The organism is Pseudomonas sp. RW407 (assembly GCF_003176655.1).
GTDB classification, from domain to species: domain Bacteria; phylum Pseudomonadota; class Gammaproteobacteria; order Pseudomonadales; family Pseudomonadaceae; genus Pseudomonas; species Pseudomonas delhiensis.
Window position 1 is genome coordinate 786273 of the sequence record NZ_QGSL01000091.1, and the last position, 21686, is coordinate 807958.

At 65.3% G+C, this 21686-nt stretch carries 16 protein-coding genes, 1 other RNA gene, 2 pseudogenes and 1 riboswitch; of the genes and pseudogenes, 5 read left to right on the plus strand and 14 right to left on the minus strand.

The window, feature by feature from the left end; genetic code table 11:
* Window positions 1-101 precede the first annotated feature (101 nt).
* Window positions 102-995, minus strand: coding sequence for an RES family NAD+ phosphorylase (locus DK254_RS15995; RefSeq protein WP_158546421.1), 894 nt, complete (start codon window positions 993-995; stop codon window positions 102-104).
* 240 nt (window positions 996-1235) lie between these two features.
* On the opposite strand from DK254_RS15995, the pseudogene DK254_RS16000 reads away from it, so the two are divergent.
* A pseudogene (locus DK254_RS16000) lies at window positions 1236-1640 on the plus strand (hypothetical protein); the annotation flags it as partial.
* Window positions 1640-2628 (plus strand): annotated as a pseudogene (locus DK254_RS34800) (tyrosine-type recombinase/integrase). The pseudogenes DK254_RS16000 and DK254_RS34800, both read left to right, overlap by 1 nt.
* A gap of 25 nt (window positions 2629-2653) precedes the next feature.
* Here the strand turns inward: DK254_RS34800 and DK254_RS33835 are convergent.
* The 12 genes from DK254_RS33835 to DK254_RS16060 all read right to left on the minus strand — a co-directional run bounded on the left by DK254_RS33835 (window position 2654) and on the right by DK254_RS16060 (window position 19075).
* Window positions 2654-3589 carry a hypothetical protein gene (locus DK254_RS33835; protein WP_146219603.1) on the minus strand — a complete coding sequence of 312 codons (936 nt, stop codon included), beginning with the start codon at window positions 3587-3589 and terminating at the stop codon, window positions 2654-2656.
* On the minus strand, window positions 3590-4156 hold the full coding sequence (locus DK254_RS33840) for a hypothetical protein (protein WP_146219604.1): 567 nt from the start codon (window positions 4154-4156) through the stop codon (window positions 3590-3592). It lies immediately after the preceding gene.
* A gap of 207 nt (window positions 4157-4363) precedes the next feature.
* Window positions 4364-4719, minus strand: a transfer-messenger RNA (tmRNA) gene (gene ssrA, locus DK254_RS16015).
* A gap of 73 nt (window positions 4720-4792) precedes the next feature.
* Window positions 4793-5470: a type 1 glutamine amidotransferase domain-containing protein gene (locus tag DK254_RS16020; RefSeq protein WP_109934547.1), complete on the minus strand. Its 678-nt coding sequence runs from the start codon at window positions 5468-5470 to the stop codon at window positions 4793-4795.
* A gap of 105 nt (window positions 5471-5575) precedes the next feature.
* Window positions 5576-6586 (minus strand): sodium:calcium antiporter, encoded by a 1011-nt coding sequence (locus DK254_RS16025; protein WP_109934548.1) that lies wholly within the window; start codon window positions 6584-6586, stop codon window positions 5576-5578.
* Between the two features lie 63 nt (window positions 6587-6649).
* Window positions 6650-6820, minus strand: a riboswitch (yybP-ykoY riboswitch).
* A 38-nt stretch (window positions 6821-6858) separates the two neighbouring features.
* The gene (locus DK254_RS16030; RefSeq protein WP_109934549.1) at window positions 6859-10134 is read right to left on the minus strand and encodes a carboxyl transferase domain-containing protein; all 3276 of its coding nucleotides are present in this window, start codon (window positions 10132-10134) and stop codon (window positions 6859-6861) included.
* Between the two features lie 139 nt (window positions 10135-10273).
* On the minus strand, window positions 10274-10525 hold the full coding sequence (locus DK254_RS16035) for a hypothetical protein (RefSeq protein WP_009613086.1): 252 nt from the start codon (window positions 10523-10525) through the stop codon (window positions 10274-10276).
* A 92-nt stretch (window positions 10526-10617) separates the two neighbouring features.
* Complete coding sequence (locus DK254_RS16040) at window positions 10618-12003, minus strand: HAMP domain-containing sensor histidine kinase (RefSeq protein WP_109934550.1); 1386 nt, start codon at window positions 12001-12003, stop codon at window positions 10618-10620.
* On the minus strand, window positions 12000-12674 hold the full coding sequence (locus DK254_RS16045) for a response regulator (protein WP_089390213.1): 675 nt from the start codon (window positions 12672-12674) through the stop codon (window positions 12000-12002). Before DK254_RS16045 ends, DK254_RS16040 begins: the two co-directional genes overlap by 4 nt.
* 534 nt (window positions 12675-13208) lie before the next feature.
* Window positions 13209-16034, minus strand: a complete 2826-nt coding sequence (locus DK254_RS16050) for an FAD-binding and (Fe-S)-binding domain-containing protein (RefSeq protein WP_109934551.1) — start codon at window positions 16032-16034, stop codon at window positions 13209-13211.
* A gap of 146 nt (window positions 16035-16180) precedes the next feature.
* On the minus strand, window positions 16181-17326 hold the full coding sequence (lldD, locus tag DK254_RS16055) for an FMN-dependent L-lactate dehydrogenase LldD (protein ID WP_089390215.1): 1146 nt from the start codon (window positions 17324-17326) through the stop codon (window positions 16181-16183).
* A 69-nt stretch (window positions 17327-17395) separates the two neighbouring features.
* Window positions 17396-19075 (minus strand): lactate permease LctP family transporter, encoded by a 1680-nt coding sequence (locus tag DK254_RS16060; protein ID WP_109934552.1) that lies wholly within the window; start codon window positions 19073-19075, stop codon window positions 17396-17398.
* Between the two features lie 317 nt (window positions 19076-19392).
* Here DK254_RS16060 and DK254_RS16065 point away from each other — a divergent pair, with 317 nt between their 5' ends.
* The gene (locus DK254_RS16065; protein WP_109934553.1) at window positions 19393-20157 is read left to right on the plus strand and encodes an FCD domain-containing protein; all 765 of its coding nucleotides are present in this window, start codon (window positions 19393-19395) and stop codon (window positions 20155-20157) included.
* Between the two features lie 76 nt (window positions 20158-20233).
* Here DK254_RS16065 and smpB read toward each other — a convergent pair whose 3' ends face one another.
* A complete protein-coding gene (smpB, locus tag DK254_RS16070; protein WP_089390218.1) occupies window positions 20234-20713 on the minus strand; it encodes an SsrA-binding protein SmpB in 480 nt (159 codons plus the stop codon).
* Window positions 20714-20945: 232 nt separating this feature from the next.
* On the opposite strand from smpB, the gene DK254_RS16075 reads away from it, so the two are divergent.
* Window positions 20946-21380: a type II toxin-antitoxin system RatA family toxin gene (locus DK254_RS16075; protein WP_109934554.1), complete on the plus strand. Its 435-nt coding sequence runs from the start codon at window positions 20946-20948 to the stop codon at window positions 21378-21380.
* Complete coding sequence (locus tag DK254_RS16080) at window positions 21373-21681, plus strand: RnfH family protein (protein WP_109934555.1); 309 nt, start codon at window positions 21373-21375, stop codon at window positions 21679-21681. Before DK254_RS16075 ends, DK254_RS16080 begins: the two co-directional genes overlap by 8 nt.
* Window positions 21682-21686: the final 5 nt, after the last annotated feature.

The window sequence follows — 21686 nt, forward strand, 5'->3', positions numbered from 1 at the left end:
CGACCTTGCTACGCTAGTCGTATCCAAGCCGGACCCAAGGAGAAAGTTTGGCGTCGTCAAGGACAGATTGGTTGCGAATACCAAGCGCTCAATATCTCCGATTAAACCAATCCCCCCGGACTGAAGCCTTTTGCATTTGCTCTTGCCTCCTCAAACTCATCTTTGGTCATCCCGTAGAATGCAACTTGCTTAGGCTCCGATTGAGAGTGCCATTGAAAATCTCCATTTTCATTCAGATTGTCAGCCGTTGAAATCAAGTCATAATCAATTAGCCCAAAGCGTCGACGCTTGTTTATCCTAACAACCAAGCAGGCGACATTCCGCAGATGAAGATCAGAGTTCTCTGCCTTCACGCAAATATTAAATCCTCCTCGATCTTTAACGCTTGGGAAAGCTATCCCGTCCGCTTGGGCCTTCGAGTGTATGACGTGACCAAGGGCTCTGCTATGAATGTAACTACTTTCTGATGCAGTAGGGTCCGCCAGTATGTGCGCAAAGAAGCGGTCTATGTATATTTTTGCAACAGCTTTGGCGTGGGGGAGATTTCGAACAATATTTAGTATTGTCTTATCTGGATCCAAGCCCGCAAAATGCATATATCCACTCTTAACAACATTTGAATACTCGCCAACTACCGATAGACGCATAGTATTCCCCGGTACGACTTTGAAGCCAGCTAGCTGCACTAACTGTCCATCCTCTACGTTCACCTCGGCAAGAGCTGTTTCCTCTCGAGTAGCGGCGTAAAAAACAGGAACGCCCTTGTCATTGAGTCTCCCTTCGCTTGATAACTCCACTGGCGGATAATCAAGCTCACTTATGTTTTCATAAGGCTTGCTCTTAATAGTCCGCGCCCGCCAAAATACAGTTCCCCTACCCAGGCCGAGAGTCAAAATCTTGTAGTTCTCAAAAAGCGGATCAACTGCGTAGCAGAACTCTGCGCCCGAACTAGACCCAATTGCTCGATCGAAAATATATTCGCATTGATCTAGCATTTTTCCTCCAAAGCCCCTCATATACAAAATAAAGGGAAGTTTAAATTTCTTCGGGTGATAATAAATTTATAACAGTTAAACAGCATTGCTATAAATTTCCACAGGCCTCCTTCTTCTTTTGTTCAGCCCGCTCGGAAGGATTTTGGGCATGCTGCTGCCACCAGAACTGGCACTGGGATGATTTGAAGCGTTTTTCCTGCTCTGCTCGGGCTTGCTCTGCTTGTGATTGAGCAAGCTGCCGGTATCTGCCTGCATCTGCAAGGCTTGTTCGGCTACGCCTGCGAGGCTTACAAGCTGCTCGCCCGTGATGCCGTGTACGACCCGTTCTGGTCGCTGATCATGCAGGACGTGCAGGTCCAGGTGGAGTGCGACCCGCTGATCGAACGAGTCGAGTACCGGCGCTATCACAAGACGGCTCAGGGCTTCTCCGGCAAGAACTGCGAGATGTTCCTGGGCCAGTTCATCAGCCTGATCGCACGGGAGCGCATCCCCGCAAAAAAGGCGATTGAGTCCGCCCACCGACTGGAATTCTGGCACGTCATCGAAGACCACTATCTGGCCAAGGGTTGGACTCGTCGCGACCTCGAGCAGCACATCAAAGACCTCATCTCGGACCGTTACCTGAGGCGAGGCTATGCCGTCTGATGAGCATCACCAAGCTCCCGGATGGCCTCTGGTTCGTCGACGTCGAGCCGATCAAGGGCAAGCGCTTCCGCAAGCGGTTCAAGACCAAGGGCGAGGCCCAGCGCTTCGAGGCCACAGTACGGCAGAAGTGCACCGAGAATCCCGCGTGGAGCATCAAACCCAAGGATCGCCGCCGACTCTCCGAACTAGTGCAACTCTGGTATGACTTGCACGGCCACTCACTGCGTGACGCACCTCGGCGACTCTCCAAGCTGCTGCAATTGTCTGTTCGACTGGGTGACCCGGTAGCGACGGCCCTGGAAGCATCCTCCTATGCGAGCTTGCGACGTAGGCGGCTGGAGGAGGGGATAAGACACTGAACAACGAGCTCGGCTACGTCCGTGCTGTGTTCAACGAGTTGAGGGACCTGGGCCAGATCGACTATGACAACCCGCTAGCCGGGGTGAAGCTGTTGAAGCTGCAAGAGCGGGAGCTGTCGTGGCTGACGACTGAGCAGATCGGCGAGCTTCTCGACTCCATCCGCACCCGCTGCGACAACCCGCATACCGAACTGGTAACTCTACTCTGCCTGGCTACCGGTGCTCGATGGTCCGAGGCTGAGAAACTGCCGCCGCAACGACTCCAGGGCAATGTGGCGACCTATGCCGGGACCAAGTCAGGGAAAGTACGCCATGTGCCGATTCCAACAGAGTTGGCTGAACGGGTGAGGGTGCATTGGCGTACGCATGGCCCGTTTACGTCCTGCATCACCTCCTTCCGCCGCGCCCTGGAGCGAACCACGATTCAACTGCCGCAAGGTCAGGCTAGCCACGCTCTCCGGCACACCTTCGCCAGCCACTTCATGATGAATGGCGGAAACATCCTGACGCTGCAGAAAATCCTGGGTCACTCGACTCTGACCATGACAATGCGCTATGCCCATCTATCACCGGATCATCTTCAGGACGCAGTCAAGTTTGGCCCGATATGCGTAATTGCACTGCAATAAAAAGCCCCTAATACGGGGCTTTTGGTTATCCAAGTTGATGGAACTCGATAAGCCGGTAAATTTCGCGTGGCTCTCTGTTTAGGGATTTAACATGTTTGATGTAGATGCTGGCCCTGCACGATCTTCCGAGGACTGGGTTTCCATGAGCGACTATTTTCATGAAGTGCTCAGTCGCTTCCTTGGAGGCGGTGCCGTAAATGGTTTCGCCGGAGCTTATCTTAATCTCGAATTTCCTATGCTCTGGAAGAAACCCAGTCAGCACTCCTTCAATTCTTTCCAGGGAATCCTCGATCTGAGTCGCTTCTGTACGTACTCTTCCACGATGAATTGATCTATCGTCAAGTGTAATGTCGGTATTGTCTTCGACGATTCGAATGGTGGCCTCGGAGCTATCTAGGTCTTTGAAGAACTCTCTTAATGTAATAAGGGTTCTTGAGTCCAGCTCCTCCGCAGCTCTTTCGAAGTCCTCCTCATTTGAGGAGCTCACTCGATAGAGCAACTCAGTAACGGTGCTTACTACTTCCTTTAGCGCTGTGTCGTGCAGCTCATCTTGATTGGATAGCTCATCAAGAACAAATCCGAAAGATCCATGAGTTAGGCCTGTAACCATTAACTCCGTGCTTTGCTTAAGCGGAATTTTTCCTCGTTCGCCAATAGCGCCTAATTCAGATTTGGCGAAGGTTTTAGAAATCAAGTCTTGGTAGTTGCCGAGGGCTTTGCTAGCAAACTCTGCAGCGATTCCCCTCGAACCTATTACAGGGCGTCCGCTGAAGTATAGTGCGACACTGGCAAATGGGTTCGGATTGCTTTCTAGTGTCTCTATATCTTTTGATATTTCTTCTAGGCGCTGTTTGTACTGAATTTGGCCGACGATATCGCCGTATTTTTCTGCGTCAGCTAAAAGTGCTTTTAGACCAGATTCTTCTGCCTTGAGCGAGTCTGTTGTTAGTTTGCGAGGCATTTACTCACCTCCCGCTAGTATTTGGCGAGCTGCTTCGTCGTCATCAATTAGTGGGACGGCTAAAATTCCTTTCCAGAGGTATGTATCTCTTTGATGCGAGAAGAGACCGAACCAGAACCTTGTGCTGGATACTATCGCCTCGGTTGGAAGGCTCAAGTCAACGTGGTATGAGTCGCACTTATGTGCGTCTTTGACCAGCCTAATGTCAAAGACATGCATGTTTTGCTGTACGAATCCCTGCCATGCAGTCATTTCTTCAAATCCAGTTGGACGCCTGGCAAAAGTCACGATGTCGACGTCCTTTGGCGGTCTTCCTCTGTGTCGTTCACAGTCTTCTAGATAGCTTCCTGCAAGCCATTGGAAGCCGTCTACAAGCCCTGCCTGGCGTAGTTGCTCTCTGAAGTTTAGTAGACCTTCGAAAATAGCTTTTCGTTCTGGGGTTGACGTAAACCGAGAGGCTACTGCTGCCATTGACGTGCCGTAGGGCGCCATCGCAGCAGAGGTGGTAGGACCCAATTCCTGGATGAACGGAGGTAAGACACCAGACTGATTCAGGGCGGGGATCACAAGAGGTTCCTTCTCTTTGCCGTAAGCGCTGTGCTGCGTACTGAACCAAAAAGTAAGGCCAAATGCCACCACTTTGAGTGTGCTAGGAAGGTCATGCGACAGGATGCGCTTCAGTTCCTGGAATCGACAGTTTCTCGACATTTAAAGGCGAGAACAAAAAAGCCCCTGAAATTCACTAGGAAATTCAGGGGCTTATCGTCTTGCGTTTGGTGGAGCCGGGGGGATTTGAACCCCCGTCCGCCAGCTCTCCGCTATCGGTTCTACATGCTTAGCCATCTCTACTGAGTTAACTCCGCGCGGCCCGAGTGGCAGGGCGCTTGGAGCGAGCTGTATGAGTTTTAGCCGTTACGTCTACAGCGAACTTGGCGGCGATCCTGTTCTATCTGACAGACCTAATCTTCGGGTTTACAGGCATCCCCTAGGGTCTGCTGGCGCCCTTAGGCGGCCAGAGCGTAGTTGTCGTCGTTGGCAACTATGAATTGTGGCAGCGGATTTACGAGAACTGTCACCTACTCGGCATGCCCCTCAAGTTTTGTTACCGGCGTCGAATCCTAATCGGCCCCAAAACCCGTAAAGGTCGCGGCCAGTGTACGGCAAAGCCCCCGGCGCGTCCACCGGGGGGCCTGCAAGTGCCTGTCAGCCCAGGAGTTTCAGCACGGCTTCGGCCACCGCTTCGCTGGAGGCGGGGTTCTGCCCGGTGATCAGCAGGCGGTCCACTTCCACGTGGCTCTGCCAGTCGTCGGCCTTGCTGTAGCGGCCGCCCTTGGCCTTGAGTTCGGTCTGCACCAGGAAGGGCACCACGGCGGTCAGGCCCACGGCTTCTTCCTCGCTGTTGGAGAAGCCGGTGACGTGGCGGCCCTCGACCAGCGGCTTGCCGTCGCCGTTCCTGGCGTGGCGCAGCACGCCGGGGGCGTGGCAGACGGTGGCCACCGGCTTGCCGGCGTGGGCGAAGGCCTCGATCAGGGCGATGGAGTGCCTATCCTCGGCCAGGTCCCACAGGGGGCCGTGGCCGCCAGGGTAGAAGATGGCGTCGTAGTCGGCTTCGTTCACCTCGGCCAGCCTGCGGGTGCTGGCCAGGGCGGCCTGGGCCTCGGGGTCCTTGCGGAAGCGCTCGGTGGCCGGGGTCTGGGCGTCGGGCTCGTCGCTCTTGGGGTCCAGCGGCGGCTGGCCGCCCTTGGGCGAGGCGAGCGTCAGCTCGGCGCCGGCGTCCTTGAACACGTAGTAGGGCGCGGCGAATTCCTCCAGCCAGAAGCCGGTTTTCTTGCCGGTGTCGCCCAGTTGGTCGTGGGATGTGAGCACTACCAGGATCTTCATGGCCTCTCCTTGCATGCAGCGGTGTGACGGCAGGCGCCGGCCGGGCGCCTGGCGGAACCGTCAGTTTAGGCGCTGCGCCGCGGCTTGCACGCTGCGGCGCGGTGTTCAGCGGCCGAGGGTGATGGCCAGGTAGGCGACGTAGAGTGCGCCGTTGCCCAGCAACACCCAGGCGGCGATGCCGTCGTGGCGGGCGTTGAGGCGCAGCCAGAGCGCCGCGCCGAGGGTCACCAGTACGCCGGTGAGCACTTCGATGCGCGGCTGCCAGGGCGTCAGCAGGATGCCGATGGCCGGCAGCAGGGTGCCCTGGAAGACCATGGCGCCGGTGATGTTGCCGAAGGCCAGGGTGTCCTTGCCGCGGCGCACCCAGAGGATGCTGTTGACCTTCTCCGGCAACTCGGTGGCGATGGGGATGATCAGCAGCGAGAGCAGCAGGGCGGAGATGCCGAGCAGGCTGGACAGGCCTTCCACGCCGTGGATGAAGCCCTTGGCGCCGAGCACCAGCAGGGCCAGGCCCAGGGCCAGTTGCGCGACTATGGTGACGATGTTGGTCGGCAGGCCGGTGCGCGCCAGCCACATGGGGTTTTCCGCCGCGGTGCCGTGGCCGTCCTCCACCAGTTCGCGGGAGGCGCGCAGGGTGAGGGTGATGTAGCCGATGTAGGTGAGCACCAGCAGCACGCTCAGGCCGATGCGGTAGCTGTGCAACTGCGAGGGCACGAACATCGCCACCGTGGCCAGGCAGAAGGCCAGGAGGAAGAAGTTGAGGTCGCGCAGCAGGCCGCTGCGCTCGGGCACCAGGCGCCCGCGCAGGCCACGGCCGCGGAGGACGAAGCAGGCCATCAGGCAGGTGGACAGGGTGGAGAGCATCAGCGGCGCGCCGAGGATGGCGCCCACGCCCACTTCTTCGTTGAGCGACACGTTGCTGGTGCCGGCCACCAGCGCCAGCAGCGGTACCAGGGTTTCCGGCAGGGCGGTGCCGATGGCGGCGAACAGCGAGCCGGTGACGCCTTCGGAAATGCCCAGGCGCTCGCCCAGGTGTTCCAGGGCGTTGGTGAAGAGTTCGGCGGCGACCAGGATGAGCAGCAACATGCCGAGCAGTTCGAGGACGAAGGTCAGCATGGGGCGCGCTCCTCGCGGGTGGAGGGCGACACGGGACGGAGGCGGTGCATCACGGTGGAACTCCCGGCCGGTGTAGTACCCATGACCATGCGCCTCCCCGGCCGCTGCGGAGGTTGCATGGTCAAAGGTCTTGCCAGGCTGTGCGCTGGCCACGCCATGGCCTGCCGGCCAAGGATGTTGACGTGGTCCCCGCCGGTGTTTCCGGGCGGGCGGCTACTCCCCAATGACGCCGGGCATTCTAGCGGATTGCCCGGCGCGCTCAAGGGCTTGTTTCACCATGTGTCGATCAAAGGGCGCTTCTTGCCGGCGCGTTTCGCCGCTTTCGGCGTCGACGCCAGGCCGCGCAGCAGCCAGCGGCGGGTCTCGGCCGGGTCGATGACGTCGTCGATCTCCAGGAAGCTGGCCATGTTCAGCCCTTTGCCGTGGCGATAGGCCGCAGCGACCATCTTGTCGAACAGCTTCTGCCGTTCCCCGGCGTCCTCCACGGCCGCCAGCTCCTTGGCGTAGCCCAGCCGCACCGCGCCCTCCAGGCCCATGGCGCCGAACTCGCCGCTGGGCCAGGCGATGGTGAACAGCGAGGCATGGAAGCTGCCGGCGGCCATGGCCATGGCGCCCAGGCCATAGCCCTTGCGCAGCACCACGGTGAAGAAGGGCACGCTCAGGCTGGCGGCGGTGACGAACATGCGCGAGACGTGGCGCACCGTGCCCTGCTTTTCCGCCTCCGGGCCGACCATGAAGCCGGGGGTGTCGCACAGCGACAGCATCGGCAGGTCGAAGGCGTCGCACAGTTGCATGAAGCGCGCGGCCTTGTCGCCGGCCACGGCGTCGATGGCGCCGCCCAGGTGCGCGGGGTTGTTGGCGATCAGGCCGAAGGGCTTGCCCTCGATGCGCACCAGCGCGGTGATCATGCCCGGGGCGAACTGCCGGCGTAGTTCCAGCACCGAGCCTTCGTCGGCCAGGGTGGCGATGACCTGGCGGATGTCGTAGGCGCGCAGGCGGTTCTCCGGCACGGCGTGGCGCAGGTGGCGCTGGTCCGCGCACTGCCAGTCGGCGACTTCGCCCTGGAAGTAGGACAGGTACTGGCGGGCGATGCGGGTGGCTTCGGCCTCGTCCTCCACCAGCACGTCGATCACCCCGTTGGGGCCCTGCACGCTGCTCGGCCCGACTTCCTCGGCGGCGTAGCGGCCCAGGCCGCCGCCCTCGATCATCGCCGGGCCCGCCATGCCGATGCTGCTGTCGCGGGTGGCGATGATCACGTCGCAGCAGCCCAGCAGCGCGGCGTTGCCGGCGAAGCAGCGGCCGGAAACCACGCCCACCAGCGGCACCAGCCCGGAGAGTTTCGCCATGCCCATGAAGGTGGCGCAGTCCAGCCCGGCCACGCCCAGGTAGTCGCTGTCGCCGGGGCGCCCGCCGCCGCCTTCGGCGTAGAGCACCAGCGGAATGCGCCATTGCTCGGCGAGTTGCAGCATGCGGTCGCTCTTCTTGTGGTTCATCACGCCCTGGGTGCCGGCGAACACCGTGTAGTCGTAGGCGATGGCCAGGCAGCGCGCGGCTTCCTCGCCGAACTGCGCGGCGTTGACGCTGCCCAGGCCGGTGACCAGGCCGTCGGCCGGGCTGAGCGCCTGCAGCTCCTCCAGGCTGCGCCGCCGGCGTTGCGCGGCGATGGCCAGGCCGCCGTATTCGATGAAGCTGCCGGGGTCGAGCAGGTCGGCGAGGTTTTCCCGGGCGCTGCGCTTGCCCGCCGCGTGGCGCTTGGCGATGGCTTCCGGGCGCCGCTCGTCGAGGCCGATGGCGTGGCGTTCGAGCACTTCGGCGAGGTCGGCGCGGATGTGTTCGAGGTCCAGCTCGCCGGCCTGGCCTTCGTCCAGCGCGGCCACTTCCGCCGGTTCGACGAACAGCAGCGGCGCGCCTTCGTCGAGGCTGTCGCCCGGCTCGGCGGCCAGGCTATGGACGATGCCGCTGGCGCTGGCCTTGACCTCGAATTCCATCTTCATGGCTTCGACGATGGCGATCACCTGGCCGCTGGCCACGGCGTCGCCGGGGGCGGCCAGCAGGTTGACCAGCACGCCGGCGCCGGGGGCGTTCAGGGCGAGGCAGCCGGGCGGTGCCGCGTGGCTGCGCGCGGCCTGTTCGCCGCCGGCGCTGCCCAGCCAGCGGTGCGGGTGCTCGCCGCCGGCCAGCAGCTCCGCCAGGTGCTGCTCGATGAAGCGGGTGCTCACCTGGTTGTCCGCCAGCTCCGGGCGGCGCAGCAGGTTGAGCAGCAGCGGGATGTTGTTGGCAACGCCTTCGATGCGGAATTCGCAGAGCGCGTGGTAGGCCTTGCGCAGGGCCTGTGGATAATCCGCCGCCTGGACGATCAGCTTGGCCAGCAGCGAGTCGTAGCCGGCGCCGGTGCGGTAGCCGGGGTAGCCGTAGCCGTCCACCCGCAGGCCGGGGCCGCTGGGCGGCTGGTAGGCGGCCAATACGCCGCTGGCCGGTTGCGGTGTGCCGTCGGCGGCCAGGCTTTCGAGGTTGATCCGCAGTTGCAGGGCGAAGCCGCGCGGGGCGGGGATGTCTGCCTGTTGCAAACCCAGCTCGGCCAGGCTGGCGCCGGCGGCGAGGCGCAGCTGGGCCTGGACCAGGTCGATGCCGGTGATGGCCTCGGTGATGGTGTGTTCCACCTGCAGGCGCGGGTTGGCTTCCATGAACAGGAAGTCGCCGCTGTCCTCGTCGAGGAGGAATTCGAAGGTGCCCAGGCCGCGGTAGCGCACCGCTTCGGCCAGGCGCACCGCGGCGCTGGTGATGGCGCCGCGCAGGCGCGGGTGCAGGCCGGGGCTGGGGGCGATTTCCAGCAGCTTCTGGTTGCGCCGCTGCAGGCTGCAGTCGCGCTCCCACAGGTGGCTCACCTGGCCACTGCCGTCGCCGATGACCTGGATCTCGATGTGCCGGGCGCGCTCCACCAGGCGCTCGACGTAGAGCGCGTCGTTGCCGAAGGCCGCGCGGGCTTCCGACTGGCAGCGCGCATAGGCTTCGGCGATGTCCTCGCGCCGGCGCACCGCGCGCATGCCGCGCCCGCCGCCGCCGGCCAGGGCCTTGATCATCATGCCGGCGCCGCTGGGCAGCTGGGCGAAGAAGCGCTCGGCTTCCTCCAGGCTGGTGGCGCGGTTGGTGCCGGCGGCCAGGGCCACGCCGTGCTGGCTGGCCAGCTCGCGGGCGCGGGCCTTGTCGCCCAACCGTTCCAGGACTTCGGCGTCGGGGCCGACGAAGCGCAGGCCGGCCGCTTCGCAGCGGTGGGCGAACCCGGCGTTCTCGGAAAGGAAGCCATAGCCGGGGTGCACGGCATCGCAACCCTGGGCCAGGGCCACTTCGATCAGTTGGGCGATGTCCAGGTAGGCGGCGGCGCCGCGCCCGCGCAGGGGCACGGCCTGGTCGGCCTGGCGGGTGTGCAGCGAGGCGGCGTCGTCCTCGGCGAAGACGGCGACGCTGCGGATGCCGAGTTCGGCGGCGGCGCGGGCGATGCGGATGGCGATCTCGCCACGGTTGGCGATCAGCAGGCAGGTGATGGGCATGGGCGATTCCGCTTGTCGTTCTTCTGGCGTGGAATCGCTCCATCTTAGGGATGAAGCGGGGCCCCGGAACGAACCGGGGCCTCGCGAATGACGGGCCCTCAGCCCGGCTTATGACGCATGGCGCCCAACACGGGGCGGGTCAGCTGCTGGACGAGGCCTTCAGCAGTTTCAGGGCTTTCTCGGTCATGGCGACGCAGGCCTGGGTATTGCCTTGTTCCTGGGCCTGGGCAGCTTTCTCCTGAAGACGCATGGCCTGCTCCTGCACGCTGTCGCTGCTGTTGGTGCTCTGCATGCTCTCGTCGATCCGCTGCAGGTTGTCGCTGCAGCGGTCGGCGGCGAACACCGGCGACGCGAGCAGCGCGGCACTGATGAACAGGATGGTGGTTTTCATGATGCGGTACCTGTACGGCTGAACATGACGCAGGCGGCGACTCGCCAGGCGAGCGGGGCCTGTACGGTGGACTGCGGTGGCCGTGCCGGGGTTCAGGAAAGTTGCGCGGACGGCAGTTCCACCCGCACGCCCAGGCCGCGGCCGTCCAGGCCCGGGTGCAGGCTGATGCGGCCCTGGTGGATTTCCACCACGCGCTTGACGATGGGCAGGCCCAGGCCGCTGCCGCCGCTGCCGGAGGCGACGCCGGGGCTGCGGTAGAAGCGGGTGAAGATGGCGGCCTGCTCGGCGGCGGCCACGCCGGGGCCGGAGTCCAGCACCCACAGCTGCACCTGGGTGCCCTCGGTGCCCAGGCGCACTTCCACGCGGCCGCCCTCTGGGGTGTAGCGCAGGGCGTTCCCCACCAGGTTGCCGAGCATGATGCCCAGCCACACCGACACGCCCATGACCTCGGCGCCCTGGTTCTCCAGGGTCAGCTCGATGCCCTTGTCGATGGCCTGGGGGGCCAGCTCGGCGATGGTTTCCTCGCTGAGCTGGCCGAGGTCGACGCGGGTGAAGGTTTCGTGCAGTTCCTCGTTGTCCAGGCGCGCCAGCAGGAGGATCTGCTCCATCAGCGTGCCGATGCGCTCGACGCTGCGGCTGACCTGCTGCAGGCCATGGGCGAGCACCGCCGGGTCGGAGGAGCGCAGCGCCACCTGGGCGTGGGTGCGCAGGCTGGCCAGGGGCGTGCGGATTTCGTGGGCGGCGTCGCTGGTGAGGCGGCGCTCGGCCTCCATGGCGGTACCCAGGCGTTCGAGCAGCAGGTTGAGTTCGTTGACCAGGCTGTGCACTTCCACCGGCGCCCGGTTGAGCGCCAGGGGTTGCAGGCTGTGGGCGTCGCGCTGGTGCAGTTGCGCGGTGAGGATGCGCAGCGGCGCCAGGCCGTTGTTGACGCCGAACCACACCAGCAGGGCCAGCAGCGGCAGGGCCAGCAGCAGCGGGAAGAGCGCGCTGAGCAGCAGCAGGTGCAGGGTGTGGCTGCGGTGGTGGAGGTTCTCCACCACCCAGATGCGCGCGTTCTCGTCGCGGGTGCTCAGCTGCAGGACGCGCCAGGTGATGCCGCCGTGGCTGATCTCGGAGAAGCCGGTCTCCAGGGCCTCCAGGCCGGAGGGCAGGCCCGCCGTGGCGAACAGCGGCTGGCCCTGGTACCAGAGGCTGTAGCCCAGGGCGGATTCGCGCCTGACCAGCGGCAGCCCCTCGATGGCCTTGCGGCTGCGGGCGATCAGCTCGCCCTGGCCGCCGGCGACGTCCACCAGGCGCAGGGCGGCCTCGCCGAAGTCGATCATGTCCTCGTCGTAGAGGCGGTCCACCTGGCGCGAGGCGAGGTGGTAGGTGAGGGTGCCGGCCAGCACCCAGCACAGGCTCACGCCGCCGATCAGCAGCAACAGCAGGCGCCGGCTCAGCGAGCCGGCGCGGCGCGTGCGCCCGGGCGTGGCGCTCAAGGCGCGTCCTTGGCCGGGCGGTCGATGCCGTAGCCGATGCCGCGCACGGTGCGGATCAGCTCGTTGCCCAGCTTGCGCCGCAGGTGGTGCACGTGGACTTCGATGGCGTTGCTTTCCAGCTCGCCGTCCCAGCCGTACAGGGCTTCCACCAGGCGGGTGCGCGAGAGCACCTTGCCGCGCTGTTCCAGCAGCAGGCGCAGCAGGGCGTATTCGCGTGGGGCCAGTTCCACCGCCTCACCGCCCAGGCTGACCTGGTGGGTGGCCGGGTCCAGGCGCAGCTCGCCGTGTTCCAGCACCGGCTGGGCGCGGCCGGTGTGGCGGCGGGTGAGGGCGCGCACGCGGGCCAGCAGTTCGTCGAGGTCGAAGGGCTTGCTCAGGTAGTCGTCGGCGCCGGCGTCCAGGCCGGCCACGCGGTCGGCGACCTTGTCGCGGGCGGTGAGGATCAGCACCGGCGTCATGTCGCCGCGCCGGCGCAGGCCGCGCAGCACCTCCATGCCGTCGCGGCGCGGCAGGCCGAGGTCGAGCACCAGCAGGTCGAATTCGTCGGTGGCCAGGGCCTGGTCGGCGGCCACGCCGTCGGTCACCCAGTCCACGGTATCGCCTTCCAGGCCCAGCCCGGCGCGGATGCCGTCGCCCAGCAGCGGGTCGTCTTCAGCCAGCAGGATTCTCATGTTCGCCCCCTTTCGCGCGGTACCGCCGCGGCCATCCGCAGCAGGATAGCCGCAGCGGCGGTTTCGCGGCAGAGGCTGGCAGCGCCGGCTTAACGCCTGGTTAAGGCGGGGCTGGGCTCCTGCGCGCGATTGCGTATCTTCGCGCCGAGGCGCTTTTCGTAGGATGGGTTGAGCTTGCGAAACCCATGGGGCCATGGCGATGGGTATCGCTTCGCTCCACCCATCCTACGAGGAGCCCGCGGGGCAGCGCTATCGCAGGAGCGAGGGGGGCGCCTAGCTCTTGCTCGCGAACGGGACTACCCGGCGGCTGCAGTGCTTTGGGTTGACTCCGCACCCTCTCCCCAGCCCTCTCCCTGAAGGGAGAGGGGGCCGTTCGGCGTGGGCGGATAGGTAGGAGTCAACCTGTAGGAGCAACTGTCTGGGATGCTCTTCGTAGGAGCGAGCTTGCTCGCGAATGAGCCCCGCAGAGGAGTCTGTTCGCGAGCAAGCTCGCTCCTACAAGAAGCCATGCCCACCGGCGTGGTAGGAGCGGATTTATCCGCGATTCATTGCCTCTGCGCGTGGTCGGGTTACCCGGTCCACCAGGTAGACCACCCCGTGGTAGTCGATGCCACCGTGGGCGCTCAGGCCGATCTCGCAGGTGCGGCTGGTGGACACGCCTTCGTCGCAGTACTGCACCGCGTCCTTCAGGCTGCGCAGCGAGTGGGCGTTGAGTTCCGGGGTGGTGAAGCCCTTGTCGCCGGCGAAGCCACAGCAGTGGATGCCCTCGGGGACCACCACTTCCCGGGCGCAGCGGCGCACCAGGTCGATCAGCGCCTGGCTTTCGCCCAGGTGCTGGGTGCTGCAGGTGACGTGCACCGCCACCGGCTTGTCCAGCGGCTGGAAGTCCAGGCGGTCGACCAGGTGGGTGCGGATGAACTTCACCGGGTCGTAGATTTGCAGCCGGCTGTCGGCCAGGTCCTGGACCAGGCGCAGGGTGCAGGGGCTGGTGTCGCAGTAGATCGGGTCGAGCCCGCCGCGGCTGGCCTGCAGCAGCGCGGCGAGCAGTTCGTCGCGCTTGTCGTCGGCCTGCTGCTTGTAGCCCTTGGAAGCGAAGGGCTGGCCGCAGCAGAGGTTGTCGGCGTTGTCCGGGAACACCACCTGGTAGCCGGCTTTCTCCAGTAATTGGCGGGTTTTGTCGATCAACGGCACCTGCTCCTCGTCGCCGGCCGCCGGGCCCATGGCGCGGGATACGCAGGCGGTCAGGTAGACCACCCGCGGCTTGTCGCCGTCGGCGGCGGCCTGTGGCGCGGTGAAGCGCACTGGCTGCGGCATGGCCGGCGTCCACTGCGGTACGCGGCCCTTGCTGGCGTGGCTGATGGACGCGCTGAGGCTGGCCAGGCGCGGCGCGCCAAGCAGCATGCGCGCGCCGTTGGCCGCGTGGAGCATGAAGCGCGTGCCCTTCATCGCCGTGGCGAAGTTGCGCGCCAGCCAGGTGGCGGTGCCGGCGTGGCGGGCCTGCTCGCCGCGCAGTTTCTTCACCAGCTCGCCGGTGTTGATGTTCACCGGGCAGCGCTGGGCGCACAGACCGGTGGCGGCGCAGGTGTCGATGCCCTGGTACTGGTAGTCGCGCTCCAGTTGCGTGGTGTCGGCGCCGCTGCGGCGTTTAGCCTGGATGTCGCGCCACATGACGATGCGCTGGCGCGGGCTGAGGGTCAGGCCCCTGGACGGGCAGACCGGCTCGCAGAAGCCGCATTCGATGCACTTGTCGACGATCTCGTCGGCGGCCGGCAGCGGCTTGAGGTTCTTCAGGTGCAGCTGCGGGTCGTCGGTGAGGATCACGCCGGGGTTGAGGATGCCCTGGGGATCCAGCAGGCGCTTGAGCTGCCACATCAGCTGGTAGGCGTCGTGGCCCCATTCCAGCTCGACGAAGGGCGCCATGTTGCGCCCGGTGCCGTGCTCGGCCTTCAGCGAGCCGCCGTACTCCACCGCCACCAGGTGCGCCACGTCGTCCATGAAGGCCGAGTAGCGCGCCACCTGCTCGGGCGAGTCGAAGCCCTGGGTGAAGACGAAGTGCAGGTTGCCCTCCAGGGCGTGGCCGAAGAGGATCGCCTCGTCGTAGCCGTGCCTGTCGAACAGCTCGATCAGCCGGTTGACGCCCTCGGCCAGTTGTTCGACGGGGAAGGTGACGTCCTCGATGATCACCGTGGTGCCGGTCTCGCGCACCGCGCCCACCGCCGGGAAGGTGTCCTTGCGGATGCGCCAGAGCTGGTTGTAGACCAGCGGGTCTTCGCTGAAGTCGACCTGCTTCTCCACCGGGAATTCGGCGATGGAGGCCATGATCTGCGCCAGCTGTTCGTGCAGCAGCGTCTGCGTCGCCGCGCGGGATTCGATGAGCAGCGCGCAGGCGCCGGCGGACAGGCTCTTCACCCACGCCGGCATGCCCTGCATGTTCTCCACCGAGCGCAGGCTGCGGCGGTCCAGCAGCTCCACGGCGGACACCGGCTGCTGCTTGAGCACCGGCACGGCCTTGCAGCAGGTCTCCACGTCGGGGAAGACGATGAGCGCGCTGGCCTTGTGCGGGTGGTCCGGCACGGTGTCGTAGGTCACCGCGCTGATGAAGCCCAGGGTGCCTTCGGAGCCGACCATCAGGTGGGTGAGGATGTCCAGCGGCTGGTCGTAGTCCACCAGGGCGTTGAGGGAGAAGCCGGTGGTGTTCTTCAGCCGGTACTTGTGGCGGATCTTCGCTGCCAGCTCGGCGTTGGCGCGGGTCTGCCGGCCCAGTTCGGCCAGGCTTTCGAGGATTTCGCCATGGCTGGCCTGGAAGGCCTCGACGCTGGCCGGGTCCTCGCTGTCCAGCAGGCTGCCGTCGGCCAGCACCAGGCGCAGGCCGGCCAGGGTGTTGTAGCTGTTCTGCGCGGTGCCGCAGCACATGCCGCTGGCGTTGTTGGCGACGATGCCGCCGATCTTGCAGGCATTGATCGACGCCGGGTCGGGGCCGATCTTGCGGCCGAAGGGCGCCAGCCAGGCGTTGGCCTGGGCGCCGATCACCCCGGGTTGCAGGCGGATCCGCTCGCCGCCGCCACGGATGTCGCGGCCGTTCCAGTTGTCGCCCAGCACCAGCAGCACCGAGTCGCTGACCGCCTGGCCCGAGAGACTGGTGCCGGCGGCGCGGAAGGTCACCGCCACCTGCTGGGCGTGGGCGGCGCGCAGCAGGGTGCGCACCTCGTCTTCGCTCTCGACGCGGATCACCAGCTTGGGGATCAGCCGGTAGAAGCTGGCGTCGGTGCCGAAGGCCAGGGTCGAGAGCGGGTCGTCGAAGCGGCGCTCGCGGGGGATCAGGTGTTCGACCGTGTCGAGGAACGCGGCGGGCAGGCTCATGGCGGCTCCAGTCATCATCGGTGAGCGTGGACCGCTGGACGGCCCATCGGTGTTCTTTTGATTTCGTAGGAGCGAGCTTGCTCGCGAACCCGGCGGGCTCGGCGCTGGGCAGGTTCGCGAGCAAGCTCGCTCCTACAGGGGCGCCTTCAGGCGCCCAGTTCGCGCACCAGCGAGTCGCGGGTGATTTCGCTGATCGACTTGGCGCCGGTGAGCACCATGGCCACGCGCATTTCCTTCTCGATCAGCTCCAGCAGGTTGCGCACGCCGGCCTCGCCATCCACCGCCAGGGCGTAGAGGAAGGCGCGGCCGAGCAGCACGCTGTCGGCGCCCAGGGCGATCATGCGGACCACGTCCAGGCCGTTGCGGATGCCGGAGTCGGCGAGGATGGTCAGGTCGCCCTTCACCGCGTCGGCGATGGCCGGCAGGGCGCGGGCGCTGGACAGCACGCCGTCGAGCTGGCGGCCGCCGTGGTTGGACACGACTATGCCGTCGGCGCCGAATTTCACCGCGTCCCTGGCGTCTTCCGGGTCGAGGATGCCCTTGATCACCATCGGGCCTTCCCAGAAGTCGCGGATCCACTCCAGGTCCTTCCAGGAAATCGACGGGTCGAAGTTGGCGCCCAGCCAACCGATGTAGTCGGCCAGGCCCGTGGGGTTGCCGCGGTACCTGGAGATGTTGCCCAGGTCGTGGGGGCGGCCCAGCAGGCCGACGTCCAGCGCCCACTGCGGGTGGGTCATGGCCTGCCACATGCGCCGCAGCGGCGCGTTCGGGCCGCTCATGCCGGAGTGGGCGTCGCGGTAGCGGGCGCCGGGCACCGGCATGTCCACGGTGAACACCAGGGTCGAGCAGCCGGCGGCCTTGGCCCGCTCCAGGGCGTTCTTCATGAAGCCGCGGTCCTTCAGGACGTAGAGCTGGAACCACATGGGCCGGTCGATGGCCGGCGCCACTTCCTCGATCGGGCACACCGAGACGGTCGACAGGGTGAAGGGCACGCCCTTGGAGGCCGCGGCGCGCGCCGCCTGCACCTCGCCGCGGCGGGCGTACATGCCGGTCAGGCCGACCGGGGCCAGGGCCACCGGCATCGCCAGGGTCTCGTTGAACAGCCGGGTTTCCAGGCTCAGCTCGGACATGTTCTTCAGCACGCGCTGGCGCAGGGCGATGTCCGAGAGGTCCGCCACGTTGCGGCGCAGCGTGTGCTCGGCGTAGGCGCCGCCGTCGGCGTAGTGGAACAGGAAGGGCGGAATCTTGCGTTGGGCCGCGGCGCGGTAGTCGGTGGAGGCGGAAATGATCATCTGGCAGGGCACCGGTTGGGGTGGACGGTGAAGGCCGGGCCCCCAGCGCAGGGGCCCGGCAGGTACAGCTTAGTGAACGAGCATGCCGGTGAAGACATAGGCCTGCAGCAGGGTGATCACGCCGATCACCGCGGCGAACAGCAGGCTGTGCTTCAGGGTGAAGCGGAACAGGTCGGACTCCTTGCCGACCATGCCGGTGGCAGCGCAGGCCACGGCGATGGATTGCGGCGAGATCATCTTGCCGGTCACGCCGCCCGTGGTGTTGGCGGCCACCAGCAGGGTGTCGTTGACGCCGATCTGGTGCGCGGTGGTGCCCTGCAGGGCGCCGAACAGCGCGTTGGACGAGGTGTCCGAACCGGTCAGGAACACGCCCAGCCAGCCGAGGAACGGCGAGAAGAACGGGAAGGCCGCGCCGGTGCCGGCCAGTACCAGGGCCAGGGTGGTGGACATGCCGGAGAAGTTGGTGACGAAGGCGAAGGCCAGCACCATGCCGATGGACAGCACCGGCCACTTCAGCTCGACCAGGGTTTCCTTGAAAGTGGTCAGACCAGTTTTCGCGGCGATGCGCAGGATGAACATGGAGACGATCGCGGAGATCAGGATCGCGGTGCCGGTGGCGGCCAGCGGGTCGAACTTGAACACGGCCGGCAGGGCGGTGGCGGCCGCGGCGATCGGCGGGCCCTTGAACACCAGCTGGTCAAGGCCGGGGATCGGGAAGTTGAACACCAGGCTGTAGAGCGCGCCGCCGGGCAGGAACATGGCCTTGAACGGCTTCAGCGTCCAGATGGTGACCAGCACGGTGAGCACCAGGAACGGCGACCAGGCCTTGATGATCTCGCCGGTGCTGTAGGGCGAGGGTTCGGCGCGCGGGGCGCTGCCGCCACCGCCGGCAACGGCGGCGCCACCGGAAACGCCCAGCACTTCCACGGCGTGGGCCGGCTGCCAGACCTTCAGGAACAGCGTCAGGCACACCAGGCTGATGAGCGCGGAGGTGATGTCCGGCAGTTCCGGGCCGATGAAGTTGGAGGTGAAGTACTGGCTGACGGCGAAGCTGCCGCCGGCGACCAGGGCGGCCGGCCAGGTTTCCTTCACGCCCTTCAGGCCATCCATCATGAACACCAGCCAGAAGGGGACCAGCAGAGACAGCAGCGGCAGCTGGCGGCCGGCCATGGCGCCGATCTTGAAGGCGTCGATGCCCGAGACCTGGCCGGCGACGATGATCGGGATGCCCAGGGCGCCGAAGGCCACCGGCGCGGTGTTGGCGATCAGGCACAGGCCGGCGGCGTACAGCGGGTTGAAGCCCAGGCCGACGAGCAGGGCGGCGGTGATCGCCACCGGCGCGCCGAAGCCGGCCGCGCCTTCGAGGAAGGCGCCGAAGGAGAAGCCGATCAGCAGCACCTGCAGGCGTTGGTCGGAGGTGATCGACAGGACCGAGCTGCGGATGATCTCGAACTGCCCGCTCTTCACCGTCAGTTTGTACAGGAACACCGCCGCGACGATGATCCAGGCGATCGGCCAGAGACCGTAGAGGAAGCCGTAGACCGCGGCGCCCAGGGCCTTGCCGACCGGCATGCCGTAGGCGGCGATGGCGACGACGATGGAGAGGATCAGGGTGATGGTGCCGGCGACGTGGCCCTTGAGGCGGAACACGGCGAGGGCGAGGAAGAAGAAGACGATCGGGATCACGGCGACCAGCGCGGACAGGCCGAGGCTGCCGAGCGGGGTGTAGATCTGCTGCCAGGTTTGCATGCTGTTTTGGCTCCTAATTGTTTTTTGATTGGAGTCTTGGTGCGCCGTGTCGTGGGTTTGCGTCAGCCCCGGAAGTGGCTGGCGGCAGGCGGACGACCGTCTCGGCGTTGTCTTCCGAAAATTGGTAATACCAATTTACAAAAGCGAGCGCTCAGAGTAAAAGCATCCCTGTAGCCTGTCAATTTGCGGGGCTACAACTTTTGTCGGACCGGGCGATCCAGGCGATCGTCGGGCTTGTTGTGGCCGGCGCCGCTGGTTAGGCTGCCGCGCCTGTGGAACGGGGCCTTCCGCCAGGCGGGCCAAGAGGTGGGGAAAAGATGGCTTTCAATCAGGTACGGCAGCGCCGCTTGTCGGACGATATCGTCGAGCGCCTCGAGGCGATGATCCTCGAGGGCACGCTCAAGGCGGGCGAGCGCCTGCCGGCCGAGCGCCTGCTGGCGGAGCAGTTCGGCGTGTCGCGGCCATCGCTGCGCGAGGCGATCCAGAAGCTGGTGGCCAAGGGGCTGCTGGTCAGCCGCCAGGGCGGTGGCAATTATGTCGCGCAGTCCCTGGGCTCGACCTTCAGTGACCCGTTGCTGCACCTGCTGGAGAGCAACCCCGAGGCGCAGCGCGACCTGCTGGAGTTCCGCCACACCCTGGAAGGCTCCTGCGCCTACTACGCCGCGCTACGCGCCACCGAGGTGGACCACCAGCGCCTGACCAGCGCCTTCGAGACGCTGCAGACCTGCTACCAGCACAACGACAAGGTCAGCGACGAGGAAGGAGCGGCCGACGCCAGCTTCCACCTGGCCATCGCCGAAGCCAGCCACAACACCGTGCTGCTGCACACCATCCGCGGCCTGTTCGACCTGCTCAAGCACAACGTGGTGACCAACATCGGCGGCATGTACGCCCAGCGCGCGGAAACCCGCGAGCAGTTGATGAGCCAGCACCGCGAGCTGTACGAGGCGATCATGCAAGGCCGCGCGGAAGAGGCGCGGGACATTTCCCACCGGCACATTTCCTATGTGCGGGAGGTGCTGGAGGAAGCCCAGGACGAAGTACGACGCCTGCAGCGGGCGCAGCGCAGGTTGGGGGTTTAAGAGCGGCTACAGGCTACAGGCTACAGGCAAGAGCGGCTCTTACCTGCCGCCTGAAGCCTGCCGCCTGCCGCCGCTTTCAGTCTTCCTTGCCGTGCCGCATCGCGCGCTGGATCTCGCGATTGGAATCGCGTTCCTTCTCGGTGTCGCGCTTGTCGTATTCCTTCTTGCCCTTGGCCAGGGCGATCTCGCACTTGATCAGGTGCTTCTTCCAGTACATCGACAGCGCCACGCAGGCGTAGCCCTTCTGCTGCACCGCGCCGAACAGCTTGCCCAGCTCGCGCTTGTGCAGCAGCAGCTTGCGCGTGCGCACCGGGTCGGCGATCACATGGGTGCTGGCGGTGGTCAGCGGGGTGATGTGGCTGCCCAGCAGCCAGGCCTCGCCGTCCTTGAGCAGGACGTAGCTGTCGACCAGCTGGGCCTTGCCGGCGCGCAGGCTCTTGACCTCCCAGCCGGCCAGGGCGATGCCCGCCTCGAAGCGTTGCTCGATGAAGTAGTCGTGCAGAGCCTTCTTGTTCTGCGCGATGGTCCCCTGGGGGTGTTTCTTCTGTTTAGCCATAGGCGGCGCATTATAGGGAGTCGCTCGCCGCGCCGCCATCGGGGGAATGGCTGTCTTTGGATTCTGCGCAACCGAAGTCGGTGTGCGACGAGGATGCATTTGCGAGTGCGGCGGGATGTGCGCTTGAGAGGGCGTGGCTAATCTCGGAGAATGCGCGCTGTTTTTTTGCACAGAGGGACGCCGGATCGCCCTGGAGCCGCTGGCGCCCCTCCACTGAAGAAGCGAGACCCCTATGAGCACGCATATCCAGCGTTCGGCCCTGCTGCCCTATCCCGCGAAGGCGCTGTACGACCTGGTCAACGATGTGGCGCGCTACCCGGAGTTCCTGCCCTGGTGCTCGGCGAGCAAGGTGCTGGAAGCAAGCGAAACGGCGATGCGCGCCGAGCTCAGTGTGGCCAAGGGCAACCTGTTGCAGCGCTTCAGCACGCGCAACGTGCTGGTGCCCGGGCAGAGCATCGAGATGAACCTCGAGGACGGCCCGTTCTCCGAGCTGCACGGTGTGTGGACTTTCAAGGCCCTGGGCGACAAGGCTTGCAAGATCACCCTGGACCTGACCTTCGACTACGCCGGCGCCCTGGTCAAGGCGACCCTCGGGCCGCTGTTCACCCAGGCGGCCAACACCATGGTCGACGCCTTCTGCCAGCGCGCCAAGCAGCTGTATGGCTGAAGGGCGCAGCATCGCCGTCGAGGTGGTCTGCGCGCTGCCCGAGCGCCAGCGCCTGCTGCGCCTGAGCGTGCCCTACGGCACGCGGGTGCGCGAGGCGGTGAGGCTGTCCGGCATTGCGGCGCAGTTCCCCGAGCTGGACGTGCTCAACAGCCCGCTGGGCATCTTCGGCAAGGCGGTCGCCGACCCGGACGGCCGGGTGCTGGAAGAGGGCGAGCGGGTGGAAATCTACCGGCCGCTGATCGCCGACCCCAAGGAGGTGCGCAAGCAGCGCGCCGCCCGCGCCAAGGCGGGCAAGGCCTGAGGGAA

Bases quoted from the DNA above. Each gene is read 5' to 3' on its own strand.
- DK254_RS16050 (WP_109934551.1), bottom strand. From the start codon at position 16,034: ATGAGCCTGCCCGCCGCGTTCCTCGACACGGTCGAACACCTGATCCCC.
- DK254_RS16020 (WP_109934547.1), bottom strand. From the start codon at position 5,470: ATGAAGATCCTGGTAGTGCTCACATCCCACGACCAACTGGGCGACACC.
- lldD (WP_089390215.1), bottom strand. From the start codon at position 17,326: ATGATCATTTCCGCCTCCACCGACTACCGCGCCGCGGCCCAACGCAAG.
- DK254_RS16035 (WP_009613086.1), bottom strand. From the start codon at position 10,525: ATGAAAACCACCATCCTGTTCATCAGTGCCGCGCTGCTCGCGTCGCCG.
- DK254_RS16060 (WP_109934552.1), bottom strand. From the start codon at position 19,075: ATGCAAACCTGGCAGCAGATCTACACCCCGCTCGGCAGCCTCGGCCTG.
- DK254_RS16025 (WP_109934548.1), bottom strand. From the start codon at position 6,586: ATGCTGACCTTCGTCCTCGAACTGCTCGGCATGTTGCTGCTCATCCTG.
- DK254_RS16045 (WP_089390213.1), bottom strand. From the start codon at position 12,674: ATGAGAATCCTGCTGGCTGAAGACGACCCGCTGCTGGGCGACGGCATC.
- DK254_RS15995 (WP_158546421.1), bottom strand. From the start codon at position 995: ATGCTAGATCAATGCGAATATATTTTCGATCGAGCAATTGGGTCTAGT.
- DK254_RS33835 (WP_146219603.1), bottom strand. From the start codon at position 3,589: ATGCCTCGCAAACTAACAACAGACTCGCTCAAGGCAGAAGAATCTGGT.
- DK254_RS16065 (WP_109934553.1), top strand. From the start codon at position 19,393: ATGGCTTTCAATCAGGTACGGCAGCGCCGCTTGTCGGACGATATCGTC.
- smpB (WP_089390218.1), bottom strand. From the start codon at position 20,713: ATGGCTAAACAGAAGAAACACCCCCAGGGGACCATCGCGCAGAACAAG.
- DK254_RS16030 (WP_109934549.1), bottom strand. From the start codon at position 10,134: ATGCCCATCACCTGCCTGCTGATCGCCAACCGTGGCGAGATCGCCATC.
- DK254_RS16075 (WP_109934554.1), top strand. From the start codon at position 20,946: ATGAGCACGCATATCCAGCGTTCGGCCCTGCTGCCCTATCCCGCGAAG.
- DK254_RS16080 (WP_109934555.1), top strand. From the start codon at position 21,373: ATGGCTGAAGGGCGCAGCATCGCCGTCGAGGTGGTCTGCGCGCTGCCC.